The 21,317-nt window shown below is 71.2% G+C and carries 13 protein-coding genes and 6 pseudogenes; 9 read left to right on the top strand and 10 right to left on the bottom strand.

Annotated elements, in window-relative coordinates:
* Nucleotides 1–141: 141 nt before the first annotated feature.
* From IPG72_00300 to IPG72_00280, 5 genes and pseudogenes are all read right to left on the bottom strand, one after another.
* A pseudogene (locus tag IPG72_00300) lies at nt 142–477 on the bottom strand (DUF5615 family PIN-like protein).
* Entirely contained in the window at nt 470–781 is a 312-nt protein-coding gene (locus IPG72_00295; GenBank protein MBK6767484.1) for a DUF433 domain-containing protein, read from the bottom strand. Before IPG72_00295 ends, IPG72_00300 begins: the two are co-directional and overlap by 8 nt.
* Nucleotides 782–863: 82 nt before the next feature.
* Nucleotides 864–3,203 carry an ATP-dependent RecD-like DNA helicase gene (locus tag IPG72_00290; GenBank protein MBK6767483.1) on the bottom strand — a complete coding sequence of 780 codons (2,340 nt, stop codon included), beginning with the start codon at nt 3,201–3,203 and terminating at the stop codon, nt 864–866.
* A gap of 32 nt (nt 3,204–3,235) precedes the next feature.
* Nucleotides 3,236–3,775, bottom strand: a complete 540-nt coding sequence (locus tag IPG72_00285; protein ID MBK6767482.1) for a tetratricopeptide repeat protein — start codon at nt 3,773–3,775, stop codon at nt 3,236–3,238.
* Between the two features lie 1,267 nt (nt 3,776–5,042).
* Nucleotides 5,043–5,309: pseudogene (locus IPG72_00280) on the bottom strand (LysM peptidoglycan-binding domain-containing protein).
* A gap of 276 nt (nt 5,310–5,585) precedes the next feature.
* On the opposite strand from IPG72_00280, the gene IPG72_00275 reads away from it, so the two are divergent.
* From IPG72_00275 to IPG72_00255, 5 genes and pseudogenes are all read left to right on the top strand, one after another.
* On the top strand, nt 5,586–6,635 hold the full coding sequence (locus IPG72_00275; GenBank protein ID MBK6767481.1) for an amidohydrolase family protein: 1,050 nt from the start codon (nt 5,586–5,588) through the stop codon (nt 6,633–6,635).
* Between the two features lie 222 nt (nt 6,636–6,857).
* Nucleotides 6,858–7,823 carry an aspartate carbamoyltransferase gene (gene pyrB / locus IPG72_00270; protein MBK6767480.1) on the top strand — a complete coding sequence of 322 codons (966 nt, stop codon included), beginning with the start codon at nt 6,858–6,860 and terminating at the stop codon, nt 7,821–7,823.
* Nucleotides 7,824–7,825: 2 nt separating this feature from the next.
* The gene (gene pyrF, locus IPG72_00265; GenBank protein ID MBK6767479.1) at nt 7,826–8,638 is read left to right on the top strand and encodes an orotidine-5'-phosphate decarboxylase; all 813 of its coding nucleotides are present in this window, start codon (nt 7,826–7,828) and stop codon (nt 8,636–8,638) included.
* Between the two features lie 129 nt (nt 8,639–8,767).
* On the top strand, nt 8,768–9,415 hold the full coding sequence (pyrE, locus tag IPG72_00260) for an orotate phosphoribosyltransferase (GenBank protein ID MBK6767478.1): 648 nt from the start codon (nt 8,768–8,770) through the stop codon (nt 9,413–9,415).
* A gap of 32 nt (nt 9,416–9,447) precedes the next feature.
* A pseudogene (locus IPG72_00255) lies at nt 9,448–9,865 on the top strand ((2Fe-2S)-binding protein).
* Nucleotides 9,866–9,931: 66 nt separating this feature from the next.
* Here IPG72_00255 and topA read toward each other — a convergent pair.
* Nucleotides 9,932–12,504, bottom strand: a pseudogene (gene topA, locus IPG72_00250) (type I DNA topoisomerase).
* Nucleotides 12,505–12,757: 253 nt separating this feature from the next.
* Here topA and IPG72_00245 point away from each other — a divergent pair.
* A complete protein-coding gene (locus tag IPG72_00245) occupies nt 12,758–14,602 on the top strand; it encodes a hypothetical protein (protein ID MBK6767477.1) in 1,845 nt (614 codons plus the stop codon).
* A 197-nt stretch (nt 14,603–14,799) separates the two neighbouring features.
* On the opposite strand, the gene IPG72_00240 is transcribed toward IPG72_00245, so the two are convergent.
* Nucleotides 14,800–15,084, bottom strand: a complete 285-nt coding sequence (locus IPG72_00240; GenBank protein ID MBK6767476.1) for a LysM peptidoglycan-binding domain-containing protein — start codon at nt 15,082–15,084, stop codon at nt 14,800–14,802.
* 13 nt (nt 15,085–15,097) lie between these two features.
* Nucleotides 15,098–15,304, bottom strand: a pseudogene (locus IPG72_00235) (LysM peptidoglycan-binding domain-containing protein).
* A gap of 315 nt (nt 15,305–15,619) precedes the next feature.
* Here IPG72_00235 and dnaK point away from each other — a divergent pair.
* The 3 genes and pseudogenes from dnaK to IPG72_00220 all read left to right on the top strand — a co-directional run bounded on the left by dnaK (nt 15,620) and on the right by IPG72_00220 (nt 18,143).
* Nucleotides 15,620–16,830 (top strand): annotated as a pseudogene (gene dnaK, locus IPG72_00230) (molecular chaperone DnaK).
* Nucleotides 16,830–17,522, top strand: coding sequence for an Hsp70 family protein (locus IPG72_00225; GenBank protein MBK6767475.1), 693 nt, complete (start codon nt 16,830–16,832; stop codon nt 17,520–17,522). Before dnaK ends, IPG72_00225 begins: the two are co-directional and overlap by 1 nt.
* Nucleotides 17,523–17,543: 21 nt before the next feature.
* Complete coding sequence (locus IPG72_00220) at nt 17,544–18,143, top strand: nucleotide exchange factor GrpE (GenBank protein ID MBK6767474.1); 600 nt, start codon at nt 17,544–17,546, stop codon at nt 18,141–18,143.
* Between the two features lie 42 nt (nt 18,144–18,185).
* Here the strand turns inward: IPG72_00220 and IPG72_00215 are convergent, their stop codons facing one another.
* Nucleotides 18,186–19,922: a tetratricopeptide repeat protein gene (locus tag IPG72_00215; protein ID MBK6767473.1), complete on the bottom strand. Its 1,737-nt coding sequence runs from the start codon at nt 19,920–19,922 to the stop codon at nt 18,186–18,188.
* 601 nt (nt 19,923–20,523) lie between these two features.
* Nucleotides 20,524–21,291, bottom strand: coding sequence for a hypothetical protein (locus IPG72_00210; GenBank protein MBK6767472.1), 768 nt, complete (start codon nt 21,289–21,291; stop codon nt 20,524–20,526).
* Nucleotides 21,292–21,317: the final 26 nt, after the last annotated feature.

The raw sequence follows: 21,317 nt of genomic DNA, 5'->3' as shown, positions 1-21,317 counted from the left end.
GGTATGGACGACCGGTGGACGCTGTCGACGCTGTGGCGCGGCGGGTAGGCGCGCACGATATGTGTATATCCGATGCCGACGGTGTGCGGTCTCAGCGCCCGGCGCTTGTTGCGGATGCGCCTTGTTCGGCAGGAATCCTCCCTACAAGAACTCCACCCGATCGACGATCTCTTCGGCGGCAACCACCTCGTGCATCAGAATCAACGTCCGGATCATCTCCCCGATCGTGCGCGCCGTGCGGTGGCAATAGGCAATCCCTGTGTGCCGTGCACCGGCGCTCGCCATGCGAAGGAAGCCGGCATCGTGCGTGACCAGAACTCGACCCTCCGACACCGCGAATGCCAACTGCGCTTCGTCGGCTGACGTACGCAAGCCGGTTCCAACCGTCGTTGTGACATCGATCCCATGGCTTCGCAGCCCCCGGGCAACCGCCGGGTCGACGTGCTCGTCCAAGTGGAATCAAATCCGTTCACTCATCCCGCAGTCGTCTCAGCCGCGCCGCGAGCAGCGACGGGTTCTGCGCCTGAAACGCTTCCGCGAACGCCTCGTCCGCAGCGATCGAACGGTCGATCGCCGCCCGATCGTCGAAGTACCACGCCAGGGCCGCGTGAACGGCCGCAAGGGGGAGCGCGAACGTTCCGGCGATCTCCTCGGCGCTCTGCCCGAGGCGGACGTGAAGAACGGCCACATCCGCCACCGAGATGCGCGTGCCTGTGATGTGTGGCTGACCGCCTCGAACGGCTGGATCGGACTGAATCATTCGGTCGAGTACGTGCAACATTGCGATCCTCCTCGGTCTGTCGAAAGCGTACATCGGCCGCCGACGTCCGTTGAAGCCATTGTAGCTTCAACCGCTCGCCCGATCACCGCCCCCCCAACCGCCGCCCCAACCCCGTCCACCGCCGCGCCACCCGATCGTTCCCCACCGCCCGCCGCACCGCCGCGTCATCCGCCACCAGCACGCACAGCCGCCGCGCGCGGGTCACCGCGGTGTAGAGCAGGTTGCGCTGCAGCAGCAGGTAGTGGCCCTTCACGAGGGCCAGGACGACGCACGGGTACTCCGCGCCCTGGCTCTTGTGCGTGCTGCACGCGAAGGCGTGCGTCAGCTCGTCCAGCTCGCTGAAGGCGTACTCCACCGGCGTCCCCTCGACGTCGAGCGTCACGGTCTGCGCGGCGGCGTCGACGATCACGACGCGGCCGATGTCGCCGTTGAAAACGTCCTTGTCGTAGTTGTTGCGGACCTGCATCACCTTGTCGCCGGTGCGGAAGGCGCGACCGCCCCAGCGGACCTCGCCCTTGCCCGGCCCCGGCGGGTTCAGCGCCGCCTGCAGCCGCTCGTTCAGCGCGGCCACGCCGGCCGCGCCGCGGTGCATGGGCGTGAGGACCTGGATGTCGGCCAGCGGATCCAAGCCGAAGCGCTTCGGGATGCGCGTCGTGACGACGTCGACGACGCGATCGGCGGCGTCCTCGGCGGACTCGACGCGGAACTGGAAGAAGTCGGTGGCGTCTTTGTCGAAGATCGGCATCTGGCCGTGGTTGATCCGGTGTGCGTTAGTGGCGATGTAGCTCTTGGCGTCCTGGCGGAAGATCTGATCGAGGACGACGGTCGGGATCGCGCCGCAGGCGATCAGATCGCGCAGCACGTGCCCGGCGCCCACGCTGGGCAGCTGGTCGACGTCGCCCACCAGCAGGAGGTGCGAGGCAGGATCGACCGCCTTCGTCAGGTGGTTCATCAGGAGCGTGTCGACCATCGACATCTCGTCGACGACGATCATGTCGGCGTCCAGCGGGTTCTGCTCGTTGCGCTGGAACATCTCGCCGCCCGTCGGCTTGAACTCCAGCAGCCGATGAAGCGTCTTGGCCGTCGTCCCGGTCGTCTCCGCCAGCCGCTTCGCCGCCCGCCCCGTCGGCGCCGCCAGCCGCACCGTCGCGCCGCGCACGGCCAGCATCTGCAGGATCGCGCGCACCGTCGTCGTCTTGCCCGTGCCCGGCCCGCCGGTCAGGACGGCGACCTTGTGCGTGAAGGCGGCACGGACTGCGTCCCGCTGCCTCGCGGCCAGCGGGTGCGGGTGCTGCTGGTCGATCCAACCGAGCGCGGCCGCCCAGTCGATGCTGCGATAGGCGCCCAGCCGGTCCTCTGGCGCATCGGTGATGCGGCGCAGGCGGTTGGCGATGCCGACCTCGGCGTAGTGGAAGACGGGGAGGTAGATGGCTTGGTGGGGCATGCCGGGTGAAATCGTCGACGGCGCGGTTGCGCCTGTCGCCGTCGCCGTCGTAGTCGCAGCCGTGGTCGCCATTGCCGACGTCTCAGCCGTCGCGACAACCGCCGCATCCCCCGGCACATCCTCGACGATCACCGCCTGCGCCGCCGTCAACCGACCGATCGCCGCCTCGATCGCTTCCACCGCGACGGCCGCGTCGTCGACCGCCAGCAGCGTCGACGCCGTGGCCACCAAGTCGGGCCGCGGCAGGTACGTATGGCCCTCGTCGGCCGCCTCGCTCAACGCGAACAGCACGCCGGCCTCTAGGCGCGCCGGGCTGTCGCCGGGCAGGCCCAGGTTGCGGGCGATGCGGTCGGCGGTCTTGAAGCCGACGCCCCAGACCTCGCGTGCCAGGCGGTACGGATCGGTGCGAACGATGTCGGCCGCCGCGTCGCCGTAGGCCTTGTAGATCCGGACGGCCAGGCCGGTCGTGATGTCGTGGCTCTGCAGGAAGACCATCAGCGTCTTGATCTGCCGCTGCTCCACCCACGCCGCCGTGATGCTCGCCGCCCGCCCCGGCCCGACGCCCGGCACGTCCGCCAGCCGCTCCGGCTGCCCCTCGATCACATCCAGCGTCTCGAGCCCGAACCGCTCGACGATCCGCTCGGCCGTCTTCGGGCCGATGCCCTTGATCAGCCCGCTGCCGAGGTACTTGCGGATCCCCTCGACCGTGGCCGGCAGCTTCTCCTCGAAGCGCTCGATCTCGAACTGCTTGCCGTACGTGGCGTGCGACGTCCAGCGCCCCCAGAACCGGAAGCTGGCCCCGACGTTCGCCCCGAGCAACCGCCCGACCGCCGCCACCGTGCCGCGCCCGCCGGACGGTTCGACCTGCGCCACGGTGTAGCCCGTGTCGGCGTTCTGGTACGTGATCCGCTCGATCGTGCCTTCGAGCGTCGCGGGGCGCGCGTGATCAGCGCTGCCTGCGGAGGGAGCCGCCGGCATCCCCGGTGTCGCCGGTGCCGTCGACGACATCGCTAGCCCGGCGCCGTCACGCCGGCCGTCGCGACGTCGACCAGCGCCGCCAGCCGCGGGTCGGATCGCAGCGTCGCCAGGTCGGGATCGGTCACCGCACCCACCACGACGTCAGGCATCACTTCGACCAACACGGCCAGATCGGCCAGCGCACCATCGACGTCGCCGAGGCGGGCGCGGGCGCAGGCGCGGTTGTAGCGGGCGATCGTGTACGTCGGGTCGGCCGCGATCGCCAGGTCGGCCGCGACGAGCGCCGGGCGGGGGCGGCCGAGGAGGAGCTGCGCCGCGGCCAGCAGGTCCAGCGCGCGGGCGTCGTCGGGGACGGCGTGGAGGTAGCGCCGCAGGATCGCCAGCGCCGCACCGGGTTGGCCGAGGGCAAGGGTTGCCTGGACGCGGCGCAGCTCGGCGTGACGGTCGTTGGGCCGGTCGGCCAGATCCTGGAGGGCGCCCCGCAGTCGGGCGTGCCAGTCGGCCACAGCGGCGGGGTCGGCGGCGGCGGCGACTTCGGCCACCGGCCTGTCAACCGGCTCACCACCGGACATCGTTGCCCCCCACCGAGCGGCACTCGCACGCCGCGCGGTCCTCGCCGTCCGCGCGCTTCAGCCCGCCGTCATACACGCGCGGGCTGCCGTACGCCGTCCAGCCGCCGAGGTCGAACGGCGCCGTGCCGGCCGCGGCCAACCACTCGCCGTCGTAGAGGCGGGCGATGTGGACGTGGGTCGCGTTCGAGAACCCGCCCTCGCAGCTCGGGTGGCCGAGTCGGTCCCCGGCGCGGACGCGGCTGCCGGCGGCGACGCGGCCCTCGGCGGCCAGGTGCAGATGGAACAGGACCGGGCCGGTGCGCCGGTCGCCGTCGGCCGGACCTTGGCCATCGGCGCCGCCGCCGTCGAGATCCAGGATCACCTGACCCGTGCCGCCCGGCACCACGACACCGTCCGCCGCCGCCGTCACCCACGCCGCGGATGTCGCGCAGCCCGTCGGCTCCTCGTCCGGCACGAAGTCGATGGCCGCCCACGCGCTGCCGTCCCCCCACCCGCCGTGCGGTCCGCCCGTCAGCCACCACGTCTCGCCGCGGGCGAAGGGCAGCGTGAGCGGCGGGAAGGCGCGGCGGAGGCCGGCGCTGCGATCGCGGCCGCGGGTGCCGTCCGTGCGTGCGGTCGCGGTGCGCGAGGCGGTATCGGTCCCTGAGGTCCCCCGGGCCCCTTCAGACCCCTCAGACCCATCGGTCCTATCTGTCCTCTCCGTCGCCGGCACCGCCCCGAACAGCGCCTCGTACGCCGCCAGCACCCCCGCAATGTCACCCGGCAGCGCATCCGGCGTCGACTGCAGGCCGAGGACGCGCTGCACCGCCACCGAGCCCGCGTTCAGCGCCGGATGGGCCGTCAGCCGAACGCCGTCGCCGAACGTGAGCACCGGCGAGCCGCGCGTCGCCTGGTCGTAGTACCCGCCGTTCAACCGGTCCGCCAGCCAGTTCAGCTGCAGCCACAGCCCATGCCGCACCGGATCGACGAGCCCGGCCGGGTACTCCGCCGCCTCGGCGGACCGCGCCGCGCCCGACACGATGCCGCTCTTGGCCTCGACGACGGCGAGGAGCGCCCGCGGGCCGACGGAGAACTCCTCGACGACGCGCGCGACGATCTCCGGCCCGCTGAGCGCCTCGCCGTTCACCTCCTCGCTCCACGTCGCCAGCGCCCCGCCGCGCGCCGCCACCCACGCGGCGACGTCGAAGCCGGCGTAGGCCGGGCCGTACACGAGCTCGGCATCGGGCAGGACCGGAATGTCCGGCCCTTCGCCCTGCACCGGCGCCTGCACCGTCAGTTCCTGGCCGGCCACGAGCGCGTCGGGATTGGAGATGCCGTTGAGCGACATGATCGACGCAACGGACGTGCCGAAGCGCGCCGCGATCAGCGAGAGCGTGTCCCCCGGGGCAACGGTGTACGACGTCGTGGCCGCTGCCTGCGTCGGCCCGGCGTCGCCGTCGTGTGCGGCGCCGCGGCTCGCGCGGTCGAGGGTGTCGGCGCCCACGGCGGCATCGGCGTCCGCGCCGGACGATGTGCCGGCGGGCGTCGACCCCATCGTCCGCCGCAGCGCCACGGCCCCGACGACGATGAAGACCGCGACGACGAGGGTCGGGACGAGGGGGACGGTGAGCGGGGTGGACGGACGGCGGGGTGGGGCTGGGTCGAGCACGGGGCGAGTATAGCATCGGGCAGGAGAGGGGTTGGGGAGGATGTTCGCACGGCCGTTCGGACCGCGACAACGCACCGGGCCTGCCCCGCATGGCCGCCAGCCCCTCGCCGTGATATCATCGCCCCCCGGCTGGTGCCCGTCCTAACGCCCTTTGGGGGGCTGATGTCGACCCACATCCTGCCGGGCCTTGTCGACGTGCACGTCCATCTACGGCATCCGGGCGGCGCGCACAAGGAAACGATTCGGACCGGGACGGCCGCCGCGTTGGCAGGCGGGGTCACCGCCGTCCTTGGCATGCCCAACACCCAGCCCCCGATCACCGACGGCAGCGGGCTCGACGCCGCGTTGGCCTATGTGGCGACGGAAGCACTGTGTGACGTCGGGCTGTACCTCGGCGCCGCGGACGGGAACGCGAACGACGCGGCCGCGGCGGCCGATCGGGCGTGCGGGCTCAAGGTCTATCTGAACGACACGTTCGGCCAACTGCGGATCGAGACGCTCGCCGCCCTCCGCCCGCACTTCGAAGCGTGGCCGCATGGCCGCCCGATCGTCCTGCACGCCGAGGACCTGAACGTGGCGACGGCGATCGGCCTCGGGCGTGTCCACGGCCAGTGGGTCCACATCGCCCATGTCAGCCGCGCCGAGGAGATCCGGCTCATCGCCGCCGCCAAGAACGCCGGCCTGCGCGTGACGTGCGAGGTCGCCCCGCACCACCTGTTCCTGTCCACGGATGACCTCGACCGCCTCGGCGCGCTCGGCGACATGCGCCCGCGCCTCGGCACGCCGGCCGACGTCGCGGCGCTCTGGGCCCACCTCGACGCCGTCGACTGCATCGCCACCGACCACGCCCCGCACACGCTGACCGAGAAGGCGTCGCCGACCCCGCCGCCCGGCGTGCCCGGCCTCGAGACGACGCTGCCGCTCTTGCTCAGCGCCGTCGACGACGGGCGCCTGACGCTCGAACGCCTCGTCGACCTCGCAAGCACAACGCCGGCCGCCCTCTTCGGAATTGCGACGCCGACCGAGAGCACCGTCGAGGTCGAGATCGGACCGGGTGGCCGCTGCCCGAACGCGGCTGGCAGACGAAGCCCGACTGGTCGCCGTTCGCCGGCACGCGCGTCCGCGGCCGCGTCGTCCGCACGACGCTGCGCGGGGCGACGGTGTGGGATGAGGGGCGGTTGGTGGGGGCGGCTGGCACAGGGCGGGTCCTGACGTTCGACGCCGCGGCGGTCGCACGATGACGCTATCCAACGGCATCGCGACCGCGCCCGGTAGGGGCACGGCATGCCGTGCCCATTCGATCGGCAACACGTGCCCTTCGCGGCCACAATTCGGGCGATGGGCACGGCATGCCGTGTCCCTACCAACGGGATTCGCGACGAGCGGACACGGTCGCCGTGCCGCCGAGAATCATCACACACCCAGGAGTGGTCGATGACCCACGGTGCCAATCGAGCCTCCGCCGCCGGCCACGGCCTGGCCCATCAGGACATCCTGTCCGTCAACCAGTTCAACACGGACATGCTCGGCGCCATCTTCGCGCTCACCGACGAGATGCGATCGACCGTCCGGGCGTCCGGCGGATGCGATCTGCTGCGCCACCACGTCCTGACGTGCCTGTTCTACGAGCCCAGCACCCGCACGAGCGCCAGCTTCATCGCCGCCATGGAGCGCTTGGGCGGCAGCGTGATCCCGATCACACAAGGCGTGCAGTACTCGAGCGTCGCCAAGGGCGAGAGCCTGCCGGACACGATCCGAACCGTCGAGCAGTACTCGGACGCCATCGTGCTGCGCCACCCCGAGGTCGGGAGCGCGCGCGTCGCGGCCGAGGCGGCCTCCAAGCCCGTGATCAACGCCGGCGACGGCGCAGGCGAGCACCCGACGCAGGCGCTGCTGGACCTCTACACGATCCACAACGAACTCGGCACGCTCGACGGCCTCCACATCGCCATGGTCGGCGACCTGCGCTTCGGCCGGACCGTCCACTCCCTCACACGGCTGCTGCTGCAGTACGACGTGAAGCTGACCTTCGTCAGCCCCGAGATCCTGCGGCTGCCGCTCGACCTGATGAACGCCGTCCGCGACGCCGGCCTGCCGGTCCGCGAGACCTACAGCGTGGCGGACGTCATCGGCGACGTCGACGTGCTCTACGTGACGCGGGTCCAGAAGGAGCGCTTCACAGATCTGGCGCAGTACGACGAGGCCAAGGGCTTCTACAACATCACGCCCGAGCTCATGCGCGATGCCAAGTCGCGGATGGTCGTCATGCACCCCCTCCCGCGCGTCGGCGAGATCAGCGACGCCGTCGACACCGACCCGCGGGCGGCGTACTTCCGACAGATGGAGAACGGGATGTTCATCCGGATGGCGCTGCTGGCCGCCGTGCTCGGCAAGGCGTGACGATGAAGTCTCACCCGTCGGACATGCCCGCCGCGGCCGCGTCGACGACCGCCCCGCCCCCGCCGGCGTTCAACAAGCGCCTCGCGGACGCGATCGACCGCGACGGCTCGGTGCTGTGCGTCGGCCTCGACCCGCGCCTCGACCGTCTCGAGGAGCCGATCGCCGACTTCTGCCGCCGCATCGTCGACGCGACGATCGACGCCGCGGTGGCGTACAAGCCGAACAGCGCGTTCTTCGAGCAGCTCGGCGCGGCCGGTTGGCAGGCGCTCGAGACCGTCGTCCGCCACATCGGCGGCGCGCGGATCGTGATCCTGGACGCCAAGCGGGGTGACATCGGTCCGACGGCGGTGGCCTATGCGCGCGCCGCGTTCGAGACGATCGGCGCCGACGCGCTCACCGTCAACCCCTACCTTGGGGGCGACAGCGTCGCACCGTTTCTGGCCGATGCCGCGCACGGCGCGTTCGTCCTCTGCCACACCTCCAACCCCGGCGCCACGGACTTCCAGACGCTGCCCGTGGATGGCCGCCCGCTCTACCACCACGTCGCGGCCCGTGTCGCCGCCGATTGGAACGTGGCCGACAACGCCGGCCTCGTCGTCGGCGCCACGTACCCGGCGGCGCTCGAAGCGGTGCGCGAGATCGCCCCGCGGCTGCCGATCCTCGTGCCCGGCGTCGGCGCACAGGGCGGCGATGTGGATGCGGCGCTGGCGGCGGGGCTCGACGGCGGCGGGCGCGGCCTGATCGTCAACAGCTCGCGCGAGATCCTGTACGCCGATGACCCCGGCATGCCGCCCGCCGCCCCCGCGACGCGCTGAACGCGTCGCGGGAACGCCATCGTTGACCCGCCGCACCGTCCGAACCGCCCGTCCCGCCCATCCCGCCCGGATCGGGCGAACTGACCGCATCGTGCGGATCGACCGCACCCACCGCGCCCCGGAGGCCCGATGATCGACCCCCGCCACTTGGCCGAGGAGGCTGCGACGCCCGGCGACTGCGCCGCGCTGGCCGAACAGCTGCACCGGATCGGCGCCGTCCAGTTCGGTACGTTCACGCTCAAGAGTGGGGCGTCGTCGCCGGTGTACTGCGACCTGCGCCTGCTCGTCAGCGACGCCTGCGTCCTCGCCGCCGCAGCCGAGCACTACGCCGCCCTTCTTGCGCCGCTCACGTATGACCGCATCGCCGCGATCCCGTACGCCGGCCTTCCGATCGGCGCCGCCGTCAGCCTGCGGTTGAACCGGCCGCTGATCTTCCCGCGCAAGGAGGTCAAGGCGTACGGCCGCGGCCGCGTGATCGAGGGCGCCTTCGCCGCGGGTGAGACCGCCGTCGTCGTGGACGACCTCGTCTCGAGCGGCCTCTCCAAGATCGAGGCGATCGCCCCGCTGGCCGAGGCCGGGCTGATCGTGCGCGACATCGTCGTCCTCATCGACCGCCGTGGCGCCGACGCCACCGACCTGGCGGCGGCCGGGTTCCGTCTGCACGCCGCGTTCACGCTGCCCGAGATCGCGGCCGCCCTCGCCGAGCACGGCCGGATCTCGCCCGAAGAACGCGCCGCCATCGACCGCTATCTGGCGGCCGATCGACCCGTCGCCTGATCGCGACGCACGACCCTGGAGCCATCAACGGCATGCCCAAGCTGACGATCATCGGTCACGGAACGTACGAGGTACCCGCCGGCACGCGATTGGTTCGTGCCGTTATGGACAGCGGCGCCGACATCCTCCACCGCTGCGGCGGCTGGGCGAAAGTGCACGACATGCCGCGTCGACATCATCGACGGGCGCCCCGCGGTGATGACCCGCGCCGCCTTCGAACGGCTCACCGCCAACGGCCAACTGGGCGAGTTCGACCTGTCGTGCCAGACCCTGGTGGAGGACGACATGACGGTCCGACCGCTGATGAGGCTGACCGGCAGCGATCTGGACGACGCCGGCCCGAAGCCGGATGAGACGATCACGCCGGCGGCGGAGTGGGTGGCGCGGCCGGGCGACGACGACGCCCCGAACACGAATGCCGCCCCCGTCCCGAACCCGGATGCCCTGTAGGGGCGGGTCCCCGTGCCGGCCTCTACAGGGCACTCGACATGCGTCTACGATGCGACATCCGGCGCCCTACCCCGCCTTCCGCCTCGTTGTCGTCCGCCGCTTCGCCTTTGGCGCGCTGCCCTTGGCGGCGAGCAGCGCCAACACCTCGTCCATCGTGACGGCCGCGACGTCGGCGTCCTTGGGGAGGGACGCGTTCGTGCGCTGGTACTTCACGTACGGGCCATAGCGGCCGTCCAGGATCTGGAGCGGCTCGCCGGTTTCGGGATGCGGGCCGAGCTCCCGCAGCACGGTGGCGGCGCCGGATCGCCCCGGGCCGCGCGACTCCTTCTCCGTCAAGAGCTGCAGCGCGCGATCGAGTTCGACCGTCAGGACGTCGTCCGTCGGCTTGAGGCTGGCGAATGTCGTCTCGTGGACGACGTACGGACCGAAGCGGCCGACGCCGGCGCGCACCGGCTTGCCGGTCTCGGGATGGTCGCCGAGGGCGCGCGGCAGCGCCAGCAGCGCAAGAGCGGTGGCGAGGTCGACGTCGGCGGCGGCCAATCCCTTCGGCAGGCTGACCCGCTTCGGCTTCTCGCCATCGGCATCGCCGAGCTGGACGTATGGGCCGTACGGGCCGTCGCGCAGGAAGACCGACAGGCCGGTCTCCGGATCGTCGCCGAGGCTTGACGGTCCCTCGCCGCCCTTGACGACGAGCGCGTCGAGCACGGCCTGCGAGAGATCGCCCGGCGCCATGTCCTCCGGAAGCGCCACCGTCGTGCGCCCTTCGCCCTCGCCGATCTCGACGAATGGGCCGTAGCGGCCGATGCGCACCGCGATGTCGCCCAGTTGGACGGTGCTGGCACGCCGCGGGTCGATCCGGCCTTGCGCGGCCTCGACCTGGGCGGCCAGGCCCGCCTCGCCTTTGTAGAAGCGCGAGAGGTATTCCTGCCAATCCACCTCGCCGGCCGCGATGCGGTCGAGGTCCTCCTCCATCTCGGCGGTGAACCCGAGGTCGACGAGCTGTTTGGAAGTCGGTTTCGAGCAGCCCGGTGACGGCGAAGGCGGTGAACGTCGGCAGGGAGCGTCGTGCCGGACTTGCGGACGTAGCCGCGGTCCTGGATCGTGCCGAGGATCGTGGCGTACGTGCTCGGCCGTCCGACGCCGGCGGCCTCGAGCGCCTTGACGAGCGCCGCCTCGGTGAATCGACCCGGCGGCTGCGTTTCGTGGCCACCCGGCGAGAGGTCTTTGAGGTCGAGATCGTCGCCGGTTGTCAGCTTGGGCAGCGGCGCGTCGCGATCCTCGATCGCCGCATCGGGGTCGTCCGACCCTCGACGTATGCCCGGAAGAAGCCGGCGAAGACGACGCGGCGCCCGCGCGCCCGGAAGACGGCATCGGCGGCCTTGACATCGGCGGTGACGAACTCGAGTTCGGCGTCGGCCATCTGGGTGGCCACGGTGCGCTTCCAGATGAGGTCGTACACCTGCGCCTCGCGGCCGGACAGTGGCAGGTCGGCCACCGGCCGCATCTCCGAGCCGGACGGCCGGATCGCCTCGTGCGCTTCCTGGGCCGCCTTGGCCTGCGTCTTGAAGCGGCGGGGCTTCGGGCTCAGGTGGTCGGCGCCGTACAGCACCTTCACCCTGTTGCGCGCGGCGTCGATCGCCTCCTCGGACAGGTTGACGGAGTCCGTGCGGTGGTACGTGATGTACCCGTTCTCGTACAGATCCTGGGCGATCCGCATCGTCTCGCGCGCGGAAAGGCGCAGCTTGCGGCCGGCTTCCTGTTGGAGGGTGCTCGTCGTGAACGGCGGATAGGGCTTGCGGACGGTGCTGCGGGTCTCGACGGCGCCGACCTGCCACGTGGCGTCCGCCAGGCGGGTGCACAGCGCGCGGGCATCGGCTTCGGAGAGCAGTCGGACGCTGGCATCGGCGGCGAGGCGGCCGGTCGTATCGTCGAAGTCCTTCCCGGTGGCCACACGCTGCTGGTCGATGCTCGTGAGCGTGGCCGAGAACGCCTCGCCGCCCGGGCGGGTCGCGACATCGGCCGTGACGTCCCAGTAGCTGCCGCTGCGAAACGCGTGACGCTCACGCTCGCGCTCGACCAGCAGGCGCACCGCAACGCTCTGCACGCGGCCGGCCGACAGCTTGGCGGCGATCTTCCGCCACAGGAGCGGCGAGAGCGTGTAGCCGACGAGCCGGTCGAGGATACGGCGCGTCTCCTGGGCGCGGACGACGTTCTCGTCGACGGAGCGCGTGTGCGCCAGCGCCTCCCTGGATGGCGGGCCGCGTGATCTCGTGGAAGACCATCCGCTTGACCGGCACCTTGGGTTTGAGAACCTGCACCAAGTGCCAGCCGATGCTCTCACCCTCCCGATCCTCGTCGGTTGCGATGATCAGCTCGTCCGCCTTGGCCAGTGCCTCCTTGAGCTGCTTGTGCGTTTCCTTCCGGTTGGCGGTGATGACGTAGAGCGGTTCGAACCCCTCGTCGACGTTCACGCCCAAACGGGCCCACGGCTCGTCGCGCTGCGCCTTCGGGATCTCGCTGGCCGACGACGGCAGGTCACGGACGTGACCCATGCTGGCCATCACGACATATTCGTTCGGCAGGTAGTCGCGAATCGTGCGCGCCTTGGTCGGCGATTCAACAATGACGAGCTTGGTCATGGGCACCGCTTCTTCTGATCGAGGGGGGAGATAGTACAGCACTGGTCGGACGGTCCAAAACGGTTGACTCCCGGTCATGGCCCCACCGTCACCGGAATGGCGCCGTCTCCGGGCGGCGGCCAGCCAGCCATGCCGTGGCGGCGCGGTGTTGGTGACGTTGCCCGGGTCGCCTCCTATGGTTGCCCGCTTGCGCGCCCGCACCGCAACTCGATTGGGCTCGACCCCAGCTGCCCGGGGTCCACATTGTCAGGAGTTGTCGTGTACACCCGCTCCCCCACCGGATCCCCCCCGGATCCTCCACCGCCTCCACGCGCCCGCCGCCACCGGCCGCGCCGCCGTCGCCGCGGCCGTCCTCGCGCTGGCGGCGACGGCCGCGGTCTTCACCACGCCGCAGGCCGCGCGCGCGTCGTCCGCGCCCAAATCGGTGCGAACGACCTCCTCCTGCCCGGACCTCCGATCGGCCGGCCCGACGACCGCGACGCTGCCGACGAAGAGCATCGCGCCCGTGCGGCGCGGGTTCGGACCGGCGCGGCGGCTCGGGCCCAGCGGAATCGCCGACTTCGGCTTCACGGACATCCACGTGGCCAACCTCACGGACAGCGCGCTCTCCGTCCAGCTCAACCTGTCCCTGCGGGACCGGAACCCGCGCAGCTTTACACGGCAGCTGGCCATCGGCGGGGGAGCGACGCTCCACATGGCCGGCGAGGCGACGATCTCGGAAGGGTACTGGCACGGCACGGTCCGCAGCGCAGGCGCGGTGGGCGCAATCGTGCGGACGGGGTGGGTGATCTCCGGGACGAGCACGTCGGCCTACGAGGGCGTCCGTCCCGCCACGAAGCTCCTCGTGCCGTTGTTCGTCCGCGGCGTCGACGGCGTCTACTCGGACTACGAGATCATGAACCTCGACACCGACCTCGAGGAGAACACGGTGACGTACCAGACATTCTCGCCCGACACGGGCGAGCTGCTCAGCGAATGGGAGGATCGCCTCAAGCCGGGCGCCGTAACGAACCTCGACGCGATCGAGGACGGGACGTCGGTCAGCCGGCTGGAGGCCAACCGGCCGGGGGATGCCTGGATCGGCAGCCTGCGGATCGAGGCGGCCGGTGCCGTTGCCATCCAGGTCTACCAGAACGAGGCGTTCGAGGGCGGCGTCTCGGCAATTGGCGCGCGGCCGTTCGCGGCGGCGGCAACAACACAGTACGTGCCGCTCGTCCGCCGCAACTATCTCGGCAACTCCGTTTTCGCCGTCCAGAATCGCGACGGCAAGAAGGCGAATGTGACGATCGCCTACCGCGGCGCGCCCGACAGCCCGAAGCACGCGAACGGAACGGTGCAGCAGACGTTCTCGATCGGGCCGTACGGCATGCACTTCGTCGACCTCGGCACCGGCCAGATGGGCGATGTCGCCGCGCCGGCGATCGACCGCGGCGGAGGGGCGAACACCGGCTTCTACGGCAGCGCCGTCATCACGAGCGATCAGCCTGTCGTCGCGTCGGTGATGGAGACGACCGGGCAGCCGGACCTGACGCGGACGAACGCCGCATACAACGCCTTCCTGGCGTCCGAACTCGGCCAGAAGTTCATCGTCCCGAGCATTCGCCGCAGCGCCGCGCGCGTCACGCAGTTCGTCGTCCAGAACCCGGGCGCCGGCGCGGCCGGTGTCGACGTGAAGATCACTTCCGCGGGAGGTCGCTCGAGCACGCTCGCGACGACCGTCCCGGCGGGCGAGATGCGCATCGTCAAGCTCACCGAGGACACGGACGGCTCACAGGCGGTCATCACGAGCGACCAGGCGGTGGCCGTATTGGTCTACGAGACGCCGTTCGGCACGGCGGGCGCCTTCAAGGACGCCGAAGCGGCCGATACCGTCGCCTACGCCGCGCCGCGCCACGCCGGCGGCAGCGTTCCGCCGACGGCGCAGAGCATCTCCCCGACGCCCACGACGACCGCATCGCCGTCGCGCAGCACACCGCCGGGGCCGACCGCGACGGGCGGGACGCCGGTGCGGACGCCGTCCGCGACGATGGCTGGTCCACGCTTCCGGGCGTTCATGCCGATCGTGGTGCGTGGCTATCGGTTAACCGGTCGCCAGTAGCGTGCGCCGTTCGTTCCGCGGGTCTGCCCGCGGGTCGGGCGCGCCGTTCCCGGACGATCGCATTCCCAGACATGCGCATTCCCGGACATACGACGAAGGGGCGCAGCAATGATGCTGCGCCCCTTCGTGCTTCGCCGCGATCGGCGGTCGTGCTGTCGCCGGCGACCGACGTGCGGTGAACGTCGCCGATGCTCGGACTACCAGCCGTGCCCCGGAATCGTGAGCGTCTGACCGGCGCGGATGTAGTTCACGTTCACGATGCCGTTCGCATGGGCGATGGCCCAGGCCGTCGTGCCAGCGGTTGGCGATGCTGTAGAGCGTATCGCCGTGCCGAACGCAGTAGCGGTTGCCGGCCATGCCGCCGTAGTTGTAGTCGGCCTTCTTGTCCCAGCCGCCGTCCCAGCCGGCGTGCTCGTAGCCGCCGTTCCAGTTGGGCTTGTCGTAGCCGTCGTCCCAGCCCTTGTCGTTCCCGCCCATGTCATGGCCGCCCGACCAGCCCGACGGGATGCTCAGGCACTGGCCGGCGCGGATGTAGTTCGGGTTCCAGAGACCGTTGTGATGCGCGATCGCCTGCGCGGTCGTGCCGTAGGCCCAGGCGATGCCGTAGAGGGTCTCGCCTTGCCGAACGCAGTGGACGTTGCCGCCGTGCCCACCGGGTCCCCAGTTGGTGGCGGATGCGGTGGCGCGCGGCGCGACGGTCATCGCGAGCGCCATGGCCAGGGCAAGAACGGTGATCGAGAGTCGTGAGCGCATGGAATCCTCCGGTTTGTTGGGTGCGGTTCGACCGTTGAGCGCGCTTGCGCGCGCGACGTTCTGCTCCGAAGAATCCGGTGGGGTCGGTTACTTTCGGATTAAGATCCGCGGCTAGGATACGCACGTTGCGCCGTCCTGTCAAGTGGTTCATGCGGGCGACGGTGTGATCTGAGCGCGGTTCTGGCGGGTGGGGCGGCGTGTCGGCGGGTGGCGGTCCGGACCGGCCCGTATAATCGACCCATCTCATCTGTGGAGGTTTGGAACATGGCCAAGACCGTAGGGATCGATCTCGGCACGACCAACTCGGTCGTTGCTGTCATGGAGGGTGGCGAGGCCGTCGTCATCCCGAATGCCGAAGGCGCGCGCACGACGCCATCGGTGGTGGGCTTCACGAAGAGCGGAGAGCGGGTCGTCGGCGCGGCGGCCAAGCGGCAGGCGGTGGTCAACCCGAGAACACGATCTTCTCGGTCAAGCGGCTCATGGGCCGCCGATACGACGAACCCGAGACGATCGGCGCGCGCGAGCACGTCCCGTATGCCATCGAAGCAGGCAGCGCCGGAGACGCGCGCGTCGGGGTGCCGCAGGCGGGCAAGAGCTTCACGCCGCAGGAGATCTCGGCGCTCATCCTCGAGAAGCTGAAGCGCGACGCCGAGGCCTACCTTGGCGAGCCCGTCGACAGCGCGGTCATCACGGTGCCGGCGTACTTCAACGACAGCCAGCGCCAGGCCACCAAGGATGCCGGCAAGATCGCCGGCCTCGACGTCCAGCGGATCATCAATGAGCCGACGGCCGCCGCATTGGCGTATGGTCTCGACAAGGGCACGGACGAGACGATCCTCGTCTTCGACCTCGGCGGCGGCACGTTCGACGTCTCGATCCTGGACGTCGGCGAAGGCGTCGTCGAAGTGCGTTCGACGTCGGGCGACACGTTCCTCGGCGGCGACGACTGGGATCAGCGCGTCGCCAACTGGGTGGCGGATGAGTTCAAGAAGGAGCACGGGATCGACCTGCGCGGCGACCGGCAGGCGCTGCAGCGGCTCAAGGAGGCGGCCGAGAAGGCCAAGATCGAACTCTCCGAGCTGCAGCAGACTGAGATCAACCTGCCCTTCATCACCGCCGACGCAAACGGCCCGAAGCACCTCACGCTGACGCTCACCCGCACGAAGTTCGAGCAACTGTGCGAGGACCTCGTCGGCCGGCTGCGCAAGCCGGTCGAGCAGTCGCTCAAGGACGCCGGCCTGAAGAAGACGGACATCGACGAGATCATCCTCGTCGGCGGCTCGACGCGCATGCCGATGGTCCAGGATCTGATCCGCGGTCTCATCGGCAAGGAGCCGAACCGCGGCGTGAACCCGGACGAGGTCGTGGCGATCGGCGCGGCGTTGCAGGCGGGCGTGCTCGCGGGCGACGTGAAGAACATCCTCCTGTTGGACGTGACGCCGCTCAGCCTTGGCGTCGAGACGCTCGGCGGGTGATGACGCCGCTCATCGAGCGGAACACGACGATCCCGACGGAGCGCAAGGAGACGTTCTCCACCGCCGAGGACAGCCAGACGGCCGTCGACATCCACGTCCTGCAGGGCGAGCGCCCGCTTGCGCGCGACAACATGACGCTCGGCCGCTTCCGGCTCGAGGGCATCCCGCCGGCCCCGCGCGGCGTGCCGCAGGTGGAGGTGACGTTCGATCTCGACGCGAACGGCATCCTGAACGTCAAGGCGCGCGACATGGCCACCGGCCGTGAACAGCAGATCCGGATCACGGCGAGCACGAACCTCTCAAAGGAAGACGTCACACGGCTCGTCAAGGAAGCCGAGGCCAGCAGGGCCGACGACGAGAAGGCGCGCGCCCGGATCGAGCTGCGCAACCGCGCCGACAGCTTGGCCTACCAGGGCGAGAAGCTGGTGCGCGACGCCGGAGAAGCCGACGCTGCCGCCCGCGAAGCGGTCGAACGCGAGGTGAAGGCCGTGCGCGAGGCGCTCGAGTCCGACGAGGCCGAGCGGATCGAGGCCGCGGCTGCAGCGCTCGAGGCGGCCATGCAAACCCTCGGCCAGGCGATGCATGCGCAGCAGGCGGCTGCCGGCGCATCGCCCGATGGCAGCGACGATGGCGCCACCGAGACACAGCCCGTGGACGACGATGTCGTCGAGGGCGAGTTCCGCGAGGCGTAGCCGATGACGCTCCACCAACGGGTGCCGCGCGATCCGCAGGGTGACGCTTCGGCGTCACCCACCCCGGGCGATGGCACCGACGGCCGTCGCGACACCGTGCCGTCGGTCGACGTGCCCGGCGGCGATGTCGACGCTGCCGATCTGGCCGACGACTTCGCCCGGGAGCTCGCCGAGGCGCGCCGCGCGGCCGACGAGAACCATGACCACTACCTGCGCGCCGTGGCGGAGATGCAGAACGTCAAGCGGCGCCACGAGGAGCGGCTGAAGTTGATCGTCGAGCAGCAGCGCCGCGACCTCCTGCTGCGCTTCCTGGACGTCGCCGACAACCTCGAGCGGGCTCTGGCGAACGCCGGCGCCGGCGGCGAAGCACTCGTCGCCGGCGTCGACGCGACCTATCGCGAACTGGAGCGTCTGCTGGAGCGCGAGGGCGTCGAGCGCGTGGCGGCCGACGGCGCACCGTTCGATCCGATGATCCACGAGGCGACCGGCGTCGTACCGGTGGCGGGGCTCAAGGCGGAGCAGGTGGTCGCGGTGGAGCGCAACGGGTATACGGTGCGCGGGGAGCTGCTGCGGCCGGCGCGGGTGGTGGTGGGGCAGCCGGGGGGGCACATCAACGGCTGAAGCCGTTGACCTCTCTTGCCGACGGTGCTGCCGACCGCTCCGCTACGGCACCACCGTCGGCCGCTCGGACGGCTCCATCGGCTGGCCGAACTCCGGTGGCGGTCCGGTGCCGGTGCCCTGCAGTGCGTCGATCAGCGCCTGCTGCACCTGTTCCTGTGCCTCGGGCGGCGCGAGCTGCATGGCGCCTTGCAGCGCCTGGACGGCGCTCTGCGTGTTGCCGCTCTCGCGGTGGAGCTGGCCCAGGTTGTAGAGGACGCGCCAGTCCACGCGCTGGCCGAGGATCTCGATGGCCTTCTCGTAGCGAACGATCGCCGTCGAGAGGTCGCCGGCCTCGCGGGCCTCGTCGCCTTCCCGCAGAAGGATGCTCGCGTCGCCCCCGGCGCCGCCGGCACCGGCGCCGCCCAGCTCGGCGGCGCGCTTGAGCGCCTCGTCCGCCTTGGCGGTGTCGCCGGACCGCTTGTAGGCCTCCGAAAGCAGGCCGTATGTCGACGGGTTGTCGGGGTCGAGCGTGTCGCGCGAGTACTCCAGTAGGGCCAGCCCTTCGGGCAGCTTGCCCTGCAGGAGCTTCGCCGTCGCGAGCTCGTTGGCCACCTGCGGGTCGTAGCTGAGGATGTCGAAGGACTGCTGCAGCGCGAGCTCGGCGTTCTGCGCCGCGGCCATCGCCACCGAGGCCGTGGCCGGGTCGCCGCTGGCACCCATGAGCTGCGCGGCCAAGAGCTGGACGTGGCCACGGTTGAAGACGTGGAAGATCATCGCCGGGTTGATCGTCTCGGCCCGGCCAAGCAGGTTCTGGGCGGTGTTCATCGCCGTGGCCAGCGTCTCCGCCTGGCCGGTCTGGCCGGCAACCTCGCCGAGCTGGGCGTAGAGCTCGGACCACTTCAGGAACATGATGTCGTCCCGCCGCTGCAGCGCGACCGCCTGGTTGAACCGCTGCGTGCCGGACTGGAATCGCTGCTCCTGATCGCCGGACAACGCGATCCGGAAGTCGTCGTAGCCGGCCTGGAACAGGAGATCGCCCTGCACGGGTTGGATCGCGAGGAGCATGATGACGACGACGGCGCCCACCCCCGCGATCGGGTAGGTGATGCCCGGCGGGCCGATCCAGAAGGGCGCGCGCTCACTCGACGCCGCGCGGAGGAAGATCCCGGCGCCGATCGCCAGCACGATCAGCCACAGGATGAGCACCAGCCAGAGCGTCGTCGGCACGATCCGCACCGGATAGGCGGCCGTCGGACCGGCGCCGAGGACGATCAGGCTGCGCAGGAACGTGAAGAGCGCCGTGAGCGTCAGGGCGAAGAGCACGTAGGCGCCGACGCTCTCGCGCGTGTCGACGACCGCCAGCAGCATCGCGCCGAAGCCGGCGGCGATCAGCAGGCCGAGCACGAGGCGTGTGTGCGTCAGCGGCACGGCGCCGGGCAGGAGGAGGTCGTACAAGGCGACGCTCATCGCCCCCGCGGCGATCAGGCCCAGCGCCGCGCCGCCCGGCGACCAGCGCAGGCCGACGCGGATCTCGGCCCCGGCGCCCCGATCGTGGCCACGGTCGCCCGACGCCGCCGTGCGACCGGCCGCGCGGCGGCCCGCCGTGGCTGCCGCCGCGGCCGGTTCGGCCACATCGCCGAGCGTCAGCGCGACGACGAGGCCGGCCAGCACCCAGAAGATCAGCTGCGTGACGACGGTCTCGATCCCGAATGCCGCCTCGACGACGGCCGCCGTGCCCGCGGCCAGCAGCGCCAGCGCGGCGCCGTTGACCGGACCCGCATCGTCGCCCCGACGCCGCAAGCCGGCCCAGGCGACGTACAAACCCGAGGCCGACAGCCAGGCCGAGCGCCGCGACCCGGTCCGGCGAACGCCGGCGCCACGAACCATGCGACCGCGCCGGCCAGCGCGCCCGCGCCGAGGAGGGCCGCCAGACCGGTGCGGTCCCGGCGCTCGGACGCGAGCCCGAGCAGCCCGACGCACGTCGCCAGCCAGGCGGCCCAGAGCCAGAGGCGCGCCGCAAGGCCCGGCAGGCCGGCCGTGAGGAGGACGTCGAACGGGACGTCGTGGGCCCGGTCGACGAGGCGGTCGGCTTGGGCGCGGCCGCCCATGTAGGTGTCGCCGAACGGGAGGAGGACGTAGCGCTGCATCTCCGGACCGTGGCCGACGAGCCACTTGAGCACGCGACCGCGCTTGAGCTCGACCTGCGCGACGAGCGGCGCGGTCTCGGCCTCGGGGTCAGCGGCGGCCGCCATCGTGGCGGCGGCGGCGCGCCAAATGCCGAGGCGCACGGCCTGCGAGCCGGTGCCGGTCTCGCCGATCTGGGCCAGCCGGCCGATGACCGGCGCGTCGCGCAGGCCGGCCAGCGGCGTGCCCGGCATCGCCAGCACGCCGACGAACACCGTCAGCGCCGCCCCGACGCCGACGGCCCACCGACCGCGCGCCGCCGCCCGGCCGCCGCCGCCCAGCCGAGACCGAGGATCACGAGGGCCGCCAGGAGCCCGACGAGCGGGCCGCGGCTGCCGGTGAGCGCGAGGGCGGAGAGCTGGAGCAGGGCGACGAGCGTATACGCGCCGGCCACGAGCGGTCGGCCGCCCGTCAGCGCCGCGCCGAGGCGCCAGAGTGTGAGCGGAACGAGCAACATCAGGTAGGCGCCGAGGAAGATCGGGTTGGACAGCGTGCCGAAGACGCGCTGCGCAGACTCGACCGTCCCGGGCACGACCTCGAGCCGCGCGGCCTGTGCCAGCGCGTACACCGCCACGGGCACGCTCGCGGCGATCATCGTCGCCACGAGGCGGGCGCGGCGCTCCGGGGCGCGGGCGACGGCGGCGGTGGCGACGAACAGCACGGCGCACGCGAGCAGCGAGAGCCAACCCTGGGCGCGCTCGGGCGAGCCGAAGAAGCTGACGCTCGGGACGATCGAGAGGACCGTCGCAATGCCTTCGATGGCGACGACTGCCAGCGCCGCGCGCACGACGCCTTCACGCAGCGCAGCCCGCACGCCGGTCCGCGTCCCGTCGCCGCCCTCGAGGAGCGCGATGACGCCGACGGCGGCGGTCAGGAGCGCGAACGTGAGGACGACGGCTGCCTTCGGGAGTTCGAAGGCGCGGAACCCCTGATAGTTGACGACGAGGGGCGCGGCGGTGACGACCGCCAGGAGGGGCCGCCTCAAGCAAGCCTTTGGACCACGCGGAGAGC

Source organism: Candidatus Avedoeria danica (assembly GCA_016703025.1).
Lineage (GTDB): Bacteria > Chloroflexota > Anaerolineae > Epilineales > Epilineaceae > Avedoeria > Avedoeria danica.
The sequence above is the reverse complement of the archived record's forward strand: the minus strand, read 5'-3'. Positions and strand labels throughout refer to the sequence as shown.

Bases quoted from the DNA above. Each gene is read 5' to 3' on its own strand.
- IPG72_00295 (MBK6767484.1), bottom strand. From the start codon at position 781: ATGTTGCACGTACTCGACCGAATGATTCAGTCCGATCCAGCCGTTCGA.
- IPG72_00290 (MBK6767483.1), bottom strand. From the start codon at position 3,203: ATGCCGGCGGCTCCCTCCGCAGGCAGCGCTGATCACGCGCGCCCCGCG.
- IPG72_00285 (MBK6767482.1), bottom strand. From the start codon at position 3,775: ATGTCCGGTGGTGAGCCGGTTGACAGGCCGGTGGCCGAAGTCGCCGCC.
- IPG72_00275 (MBK6767481.1), top strand. From the start codon at position 5,586: ATGTCGACCCACATCCTGCCGGGCCTTGTCGACGTGCACGTCCATCTA.
- pyrB (MBK6767480.1), top strand. From the start codon at position 6,858: ATGACCCACGGTGCCAATCGAGCCTCCGCCGCCGGCCACGGCCTGGCC.
- pyrF (MBK6767479.1), top strand. From the start codon at position 7,826: ATGAAGTCTCACCCGTCGGACATGCCCGCCGCGGCCGCGTCGACGACC.
- pyrE (MBK6767478.1), top strand. From the start codon at position 8,768: ATGATCGACCCCCGCCACTTGGCCGAGGAGGCTGCGACGCCCGGCGAC.
- IPG72_00240 (MBK6767476.1), bottom strand. From the start codon at position 15,084: ATGACATGGGCGGGAACGACAAGGGCTGGGACGACGGCTACGACAAGC.
- IPG72_00225 (MBK6767475.1), top strand. From the start codon at position 16,830: ATGACGCCGCTCATCGAGCGGAACACGACGATCCCGACGGAGCGCAAG.